The sequence below is a fragment of the Peptoniphilus indolicus ATCC 29427 genome (genome assembly GCF_000227315.1).
In the GTDB taxonomy this organism is placed as follows: domain Bacteria; phylum Bacillota; class Clostridia; order Tissierellales; family Peptoniphilaceae; genus Peptoniphilus; species Peptoniphilus indolicus.
On sequence record NZ_JH165061.1, the window covers coordinates 470,068 to 478,460 of the forward strand.

Here is an 8,393-nt window from a genome sequence, read left to right on the forward strand (position 1 = left end):
CAAGAAAGGAACAATTGAATATGCAAATAAGTTTGCGAGAGAGTATTTTGTAAATATTGAAGATGGAGAAAAGATAACATCTTATATCTTAGAAAAAGAAGTTGAAGAGCTTATAAATAAAGCTGATAAGAATATAAAAATAAAATCTGTATGATAAATGGAAGAAATTTTTTACTAAATGTAGATAAATTATTTTCTGAAGAAAATATTTTTAGTGGTTATTTGGTCACTTTAAGAGAATTTGGGGAGCTTAATTTTTCAACCAAGAGTTACATAACTTTTGATGATATAATTGGAGAATCTGCAAATTTATTAAATGCAGTTGAAATGGCAAAATTGTTCTCTGATTCTGACACCAGTATTTTGCTTTTGGGAGAGAGTGGGACAGGCAAGGAGATGTTTGCTAGGGCCATTCACTCTTATTCAAGGCCAAATGAAAAATTTATGGGCATAAACTGTGCTGCAATTCCCGAGGAACTCTTGGAGTCAGAGTTGTTCGGCTATGAGGCTGGAGCTTTTACCGGGGCTAAATCAGCCGGTAGAATGGGAATCTTTGAAGCATGCAGTGGTGGAACAGTTTTTCTAGATGAGATAGGAGAATTAAATTATCATCTTCAAGCAAAGCTTTTAAGAGTTATCCAAGAGAGAAAAGTAAGACGTCTTGGCTCAAATAGAGAAATAGATTTGAATATAAGGATAGTATCAGCAACGAATAGAGACCTTATAAAACTTATAGAAGAAGGTAAATTTCGTTTAGATTTGTTCTACAGGTTAAATACTTTTTCTGTCGAAATACCACCTTTGAGAGATAGGATGGAAGACTTGGATATTTTAATAAGTTATTTTTTAGAGCGAATGAGTAAAAGATATAATAGAAATTCAATAGTGTTTACCGATTCTGCAAAAGATATGCTAAAAAATTATTCTTGGCCGGGGAATATACGCGAGCTTCAAAATGTTTTGGAGAGAGCTGTTGTTTTGTCAAATAACCAAGAAGTTTTGCCTAAGCATATAAAATTTGATCATGAAGAAGCGTTTATGGAACAAGACGGAAAGAGTTTGAGAGAAGCTGTAGAAGATTTTGAAAAGCAATATATAAAAGGTATTCTTAAAAATTCAAATTCTATAAGGAGTGCGGCTAAAAAATTAAACACTACTCACACTCTATTACTTAATAGAATTAAAAAATACTCATTAGACAAAATGTAGGAGGTTTAGAGTATGGAAAAGAAAAAACCTAGTTTTATAGCATTGATACCATTTCTACTATTTATAGTTTCCTATTTGGTAATAGGAATGAGTTTGGTTTTTAATGGAGATGCAATGGGATTTTATGGATTTAAAGCTCCAATAGCAGTAATCATAGGTATAATCGCAGCATTTTTAATAATAGAGGGAAAGATTGATGAAAAATTTGATGTCTTTATAAAAGGTTGTGGAGACGAAAACATAATTATAATGTGCATAATCTATATACTTGCAGGGGCATTCTCCACTGTTTCAAAACAAATGGGTGGTGTTGATGCGACAGTAAATCTTGGATTATCATTTATTCCTCCAGGACTTATCACAGTTGGTATATTTGTAATAGCTTGTTTTATATCAATTTCAACAGGAACATCAGTTGGAACAATAGTTGCGCTTGGACCTATAGCAGTAGGATTTGCTGAGAAGACAACAATCTCAATGTCACTTATAATTGCAACATTGATAGGTGGGGCTATGTTCGGAGATAACTTATCTGTAATTTCAGATACTACAATTGCAGCTACAAGAACTCAAGGGGTTGCTATGAGAGATAAATTCAGAGCCAATTTGGCGATGTCAGTTCCGGCAATGATCGTTACTTTAGTGTTGTTAGTTATTTTTGGAAGACCGGAAGTTGCGCCAACGAAGGCAGTTTATGATTTTGAATTTATAAAAGTTATTCCATATATATTTGTACTAGTTGCCTCTATAGCAGGAATGAATGTATTCGTTGTACTTGTTCTTGGAACATTGCTTTCAGGGGTTATAGGTATGTCAACTGGAGTATTTAACTTATTAGAGTATTCAAATTTTGTATATGATGGCTTTGCGGGAATGTTTGAAATATTCCTTTTGTCAATGCTCACTGGAGGACTTGCAGGTCTTGTTAGCTATGGTGGTGGTATAGATTGGCTACTACTTAAAATTAAGAGTTTTATCAAGAGCAGAAGGTCAGCAGAAGTAGGTATTGCACTTATAACTTCATTGACAGATATGGCAACAGCCAATAATACAGTTGCTATAATAATCGACGGACCGATTGTTAGAAATATAGTTGAAGAATATAAAGTTGACCCAAGAAGGTCAGCATCTTTGTTAGATAGTTTTGGAGCTATTATGCAAGGGTTCATCCCTTACGGAGCTCAAGTATTAATGGCAGTACAATTCACAGAGGGAAAAGTCTCTCCATTTGAAATAATGCCGTTGTTATGGTATCAGTTTGCACTTGCATTCTTTGTAATACTTTCAATTTTTATTCCTTTTGCAGATGGCTTTATAAAGAAACATCCTTGGGATTTTGAAAAGTGGCAACCTAAAGAAATATAAGTTGGTTTAAATAAACAGGGGGTAAAAAATGATCAATAGAGGGTTTTCAACAAGAGCAATTCACGAAGGTAGCGACACAAATAAATATGGTGCTTTAGCTACACCTATTTATCAAACATCAACATTTGTATTTGATTCAGCAGAACAAGGCGGAAAGAGATTTGCCCTTGAAGAAGAAGGATACATATATTCAAGACTGGGCAATCCAACTACAACAGTAATAGAAAAGAAATTAGCTAATCTTGAAGGAGCAGATGCAGCAGTTGCAACTTCATCAGGAATGGGAGCCATCTCATCTGTATTTTGGTCTCAATTAAAAGCGGGAGATCATGTTGTAGCGGCAAAGACACTATATGGATGTACATTTGCACTATTAAATCACGGACTTTCTAAATTTGGCATAGAAGTTGATTTTGTAGATACAAGAGATGTAAAAAATATTGAAAATGCCATGAGAGAAAACACTAAGATAGTATATATAGAAACGCCGGCAAACCCAAATATGTATTTAACAGACATAGAAGCGGCGGCAAAGGTGGCTCACTCTGTTGAAGGATGTATATTGGTAGTTGACAACACTTATTGTACTCCATATATCCAAAGACCAATTGAATTGGGAGCAGATGTAGTAGTTCACTCAGCAACTAAGTATTTAAATGGACATGGAGATGTAGTTGCAGGATTTGCAGTGGGTTCAAAAGAAATAATAGATGCTGTTAGACTTGTGGGTATAAAAGATTGTACAGGTTCGGTAATAGGACCTTTTGAAGCATATTTACTTGGCAGAGGAATGAAGACTTTGGCGGTTAGAGTGAAACAACACTGTGTAAATGCTGTTGAAGTTGCAAAATTCTTGGAATTACATCCGGCAGTTGAAAAAATTGCTTATCCGGGACTTGAATCATTCCCACAATACGAATTGGCTAAAAAACAAATGAGACTTCCAGGGGCTATGATATCTTTTGAAGTAAAAGGTGGCAAAGAAGCTGGAATAAAACTCATGAATAATGTTAAACTGTGTACACTTGCAGTAAGTCTTGGAGATTGTGAAACACTTATTCAACACCCAGCATCAATGACGCACTCTCCATACACACCGGAAGAAAGAAAAGCATCTGACATAGCAGAAGGTTTGGTTAGACTTTCAGTAGGTCTTGAAGATGCAGAAGATATAATTGCAGACCTTAAAGCGGCGTTGGACCAACTAGTATAATTTATTGCATAGGGAGGATTTATGAAAGTAGCAGTTTTTGCAGGAACAAAGGGAGATACAAGAGAAGGGGTGAAAATTTTAAACAAATTTGACATTTCTACAATTGAATATCCTTTTTCAAACACACCTGAAGAACAGACAAGAATGCAATATTTTTCAAGGGAAGAATTGAATAAAATGTTTGAAAAAAATGTTCAAGAGGCAAAAACTTTAGGCGCAGAGAAAATTTTTGTATATTGTAATTCGCTAAGTCTATCTGTGGATTATCAAGAAATTGGAGAACGCGAGAAGATAGAAATTATTACTCCGCTTGAAACTTACAAAAATTTAAAAGGAGTTAAAAATCTTGCTATTATAGCTGCTAATGGATTTTCAGCTTATTCTCTAGATAGATTAGTTGCAGAAAATAATGTCATAAATTCTTCAGTATGTATTGGCAATATGCCGTTTGTAGAAAAGATAGAAGCAGAGGACACGGATGTTTTAAATGTCTTGAATATACAAGGTTTTTTAAATTATATAGAGGGAATAACTGGAGAATATAAGATTGATACACTCTTGATAGGATGTACACATTTCTCAAAACTATCAAATGAGATAAAATCTATGACGAAATTAAATGTTGTTGATCCTACAGAAAATATGATAAAAGAGCTCATGAGTTAACTTGTGAGTTCTTTTAAAGAATGTAAGAGCTAAGAAAAAATGAGTGCTAAATTTATACCGTATGAACTATAAATTAGCAATTATAAACCTATACAAAATAAAGAAGTTTGTTCAATATAGTTAATAGGTATATATACAGGTGTTAAGAAGTATTTTTCACATAACTAACAGGGGGAAATTAAATGAAAAAAATGATGACCATGAATGGGAATACAGCTGCGGCATATGTTGCATACGCATTCTCTGAAGTTGCTCCTATCTATCCTATCACGCCATCAAGTGATATGTCAGAGTTAATAGATGCATGGGCTGCTAACGGAAAGGAAAACATTTTTGGGGAACAAGTTCAAGTTTCAGAACTTCAATCAGAAGGTGGAGCAGCTGGAGCAATGCACGGAGCATTATCAGCTGGAGCTTTAGCTACATCTTTTACATCATCACAAGGACTTTTGCTCATGATTCCAAATATGTACAAGATGAGTGGGGAACTTTTACCGGGAGTTCTACACGTTGCAGCTCGTGCTCTTTCAACACATGCGCTTTCAATTTTTGGAGACCATCAAGACGTAATGGCAGCAAGACAAACCGGATTTAATATTATAGCGTCTTCGTCAGTGCAAGAAATATTGGAATTAGGTGCAGTATCTCATCTTGTTTCAATAAAATCTCGCATACCTACTATGCACTTCTTTGATGGATTTAGAACTTCGCATGAAATTCAAAAAGTAGAAGCGGTAGATTATGAAGATTATAAAAAGCTGGTAGATTTTGAAGCTATAAATGAATTTAGACTAAAGTCTATGAATCCAAACAGACCATACACAAAAGGTACAGCTCAAAACTCAGATGTATATTTCCAAGCAGCTGAGAGTACAAACCAAATGTATGAAGATGTAGTAGAGACAATAGTTTACTATATGGATAAGATGGGCGAAATAACAGGTAGAAAATATAGACCATTTGATTACTACGGAGCAGAAGATGCCGAAAGAGTTATCATAGCAATGGGTTCTGTAAATGAAACTATAGAAGAAACTGTAGATTACTTAAATAAAAACGGAGAAAAAGTAGGTCTTATAAAAGTTAGATTGTATAGACCATTCTCTAAAAAATATCTTTTAGACGTAGTTCCAAAGACAGTTAAGAAGATAGCAGTTCTAGATAGAACTAAGGAAAAGGGAGCTCCTTATGAGCCGCTACATCTTGATGTACTAAGTGCATTTGTCGGAGAAAAAATGCGCCAATCATAGTTGGGGGAAGATATGGATTAGCTTCTAAAAACACAACACCTTCACATATAAAGAGTGTGTATGACAACTTGGCAGAAGAAAAACCAAAGGACAAGTTCACAATTTCAATAAACGATGACATTACACATACATCTCTTGAAGTTAAAGAAGAAATTCAAACAGAACCTGAAGATATAATTAAGTGTAAATTCTGGGGATTTGGATCAGATGGTACAGTTGGCGCAAATAAATCAGCTATAAAGATAATAGGTGATGAAACAGAAATGTATGCACAAGCATATTTTGCATACGACTCTAAAAAATCAGGTGGGGTTACAATTTCTCACTTGAGATTTGGAAACAAACCAATACGCTCAACATACTTAATTACAAAACCTGACTTTATATCTTGCTCAAAACAATCTTATGTATACAACTATGATTTGTTAGAAGGAATCAAAGACGGTGGAAAATTCTTACTAAATACACTTTGGACAGAAGAAGAGTTAAAACAAAACTTACCTCTTCAAATGAAGAAGACTTTAGTTGAAAAGAAAGTTGAATTCTACACTATAAATGCAACAGGAATAGCTGAAGAAATAGGACTTGGTTCAAGAACTAATATGATTATGCAATCAGCATTTTTCAAATTAGCAGAAGTATTGCCAATCGAAGAAGCTGTAGCTAAATTAAAAGAATCAATAAAGAAAACTTACGGCAAAAAAGGCGACAAGATAGTTCAAATGAACTATGCTGCAGTTGACGCTGGTATAGAAAAATTACAAAAGATTGAACTTGATGCTTCTTGGTTAGAAGGCGAAGACACACTTGCAGAAAAAGACTTGCCGGAATATGTAAAGACAATCTTAAATCCACTAAATGCTCAAAAGGGAGACGAAACTCCGGTGTCAGCATTCGTTGGAGTTGAAGAAGGTATAATGCCTACAGGAACTGCAAGATATGAAAAGAGAGCAGTTGCAGTTAATGTACCTCATTGGCACATAGAAAACTGTATACAATGTAACCAATGTTCTTTCGTTTGTCCTCACGCAGTAATCAGACCATTCTTATTAAACAAAGAAGAAGTTGAATCTAAACCGGAAGCTTTTGAAACTCTTGAAGCAAAAGGTAGAGGGCTTGAAGATTTACAATATAGAATTCAAGTTTCAGTGCTTGACTGTACAGGATGTGGAAACTGTGCCGACACATGTCCGGCAAAAGAAAAAGCTCTTACAATGGAACCATTGGAAGCAGAACTTTCACAAGCAGGCAATTGGGAATACGCAATGAAAGTTGAACCTAAAGAAGATGTTATGGAAGATAACACAGTAAAAGGTTCACAATTCAAACAACCACTTCTTGAATTCCACGGAGCTTGTGCGGGTTGTGGAGAAACACCATATGCAACTCTTGTAACTCAACTATTTGGAGATAGAATGCTTATAGCAAATGCATCAGGTTGTTCATCAATTTGGGGAGGTTCATATCCATCAGCAGGATACTGTGCAAATAAACATGGACATGGACCAGCTTGGGCATCATCACTATTCGAAGACAATGCAGAATATGGATATGGTATGGCGCTTGCAGTTAAGAAGCTTAGAAATACTATAAAATTCCATATGGAACAATACATGGAAGCAAACGGAAAAGAAGAAATCTTCACAGAGTGGATTGAAAATATGAAAGACCCTAAAGTAACTCGTGAATTAGAATCTAAAATCGTAGAGCTTACTAAGGATTCAGACGATGAAAATCTAAAAGAAATATATAAACTTAAAGACTACATTGTAAAACAATCAATTTGGAGCTTTGGTGGAGACGGTTGGGCTTATGATATTGGATACGGCGGACTTGATCACACAATGGCAAGTGGAGAAGACTTTAACATCTTGGTATTCGATACAGAAGTTTATTCAAATACAGGTGGTCAATCTTCAAAATCAACACCAAGAGCTGCAGTGGCAAAATTTGCAGCAGGTGGAAAGAGAGTTAGAAAGAAAGATCTTGGCGCAATGCTTATGACTTATGGTTATGTATATGTTGCACAAGTTGCAATGGGTTCAAATATGAATCAATTGATGAAAGCTTTAAAAGAAGCAGAAAGCTATGATGGACCATCAATAGTAATTTGCTACGCACCATGTATAAACCATGGGCTACTAAATGGAATGGGCAAGAGTATAGCGCAAGAAAAACGCGCCGTAGAAGCAGGATATTGGCACTTATATAGATACAATCCTCAATTGATAGTAGAAGGAAAGAATCCATTCACATTGGACTCTAAAGAACCGACAGCATCATTCCAAGAATTTTTAGATTCAGAAGTTAGATACACTTCATTGAAGAAGACATTCCCTGAAGTTGCAGAACAATTGTATCAAATGGCAGAAGAAGACTCTAAATTTAGATATGCTAAATATAAAAAGTTGGCAGAAAATTAAATAATAAAATGAAACAAGCTGAACACAATTTAAGTGTTCAGCTTGTCTATTATTTCCAGGAAAATTTATAATAACCGGAAGCCTTTTTAAAATTGACTTTAAAAAAATATTTTGCATCAGTTAGCATATATTGGCTGTGCGAAGGATTTAAACTATTTAAAGTAAATAAAACATTCTTCTTCGAATCTAAAATTTCCACACAAACTTCACCTCTTGAAAGATTATTTTCTAAATAAAAATCATATATTTTGTCTTGTTCAAATTTTA

5 protein-coding genes and 1 pseudogene are annotated in these 8,393 nt (G+C 34.7%); 5 read left to right on the forward strand and 1 reads right to left on the reverse strand.

Annotated features, from left to right (window positions below):
• Positions 1-150 precede the first annotated feature (150 nt).
• From HMPREF9129_RS02210 to nifJ, 5 genes and pseudogenes are all read left to right on the forward strand, one after another.
• Positions 151-1,209, forward strand: coding sequence for a sigma-54 interaction domain-containing protein (locus HMPREF9129_RS02210; RefSeq protein ID WP_004819883.1), 1,059 nt, complete (start codon positions 151-153; stop codon positions 1,207-1,209).
• Positions 1,210-1,221: 12 nt separating this feature from the next.
• Positions 1,222-2,574 (forward strand): Na+/H+ antiporter NhaC family protein, encoded by a 1,353-nt coding sequence (locus tag HMPREF9129_RS02215; protein WP_004819884.1) that lies wholly within the window; start codon positions 1,222-1,224, stop codon positions 2,572-2,574.
• Positions 2,575-2,602: 28 nt separating this feature from the next.
• On the forward strand, positions 2,603-3,787 hold the full coding sequence (gene megL / locus HMPREF9129_RS02220) for a methionine gamma-lyase (protein WP_004819886.1): 1,185 nt from the start codon (positions 2,603-2,605) through the stop codon (positions 3,785-3,787).
• Positions 3,788-3,808: 21 nt separating this feature from the next.
• Positions 3,809-4,453, forward strand: a complete 645-nt coding sequence (locus tag HMPREF9129_RS02225; protein WP_004819888.1) for an aspartate/glutamate racemase family protein — start codon at positions 3,809-3,811, stop codon at positions 4,451-4,453.
• A gap of 182 nt (positions 4,454-4,635) precedes the next feature.
• Positions 4,636-8,126 (forward strand): annotated as a pseudogene (gene nifJ, locus HMPREF9129_RS02230) (pyruvate:ferredoxin (flavodoxin) oxidoreductase).
• 49 nt (positions 8,127-8,175) lie between these two features.
• Here the strand turns inward: nifJ and HMPREF9129_RS11905 are convergent.
• Positions 8,176-8,393 (reverse strand): hypothetical protein (locus HMPREF9129_RS11905; protein WP_004819894.1); only part of this gene is annotated, 218 nt, incomplete at its 5' end.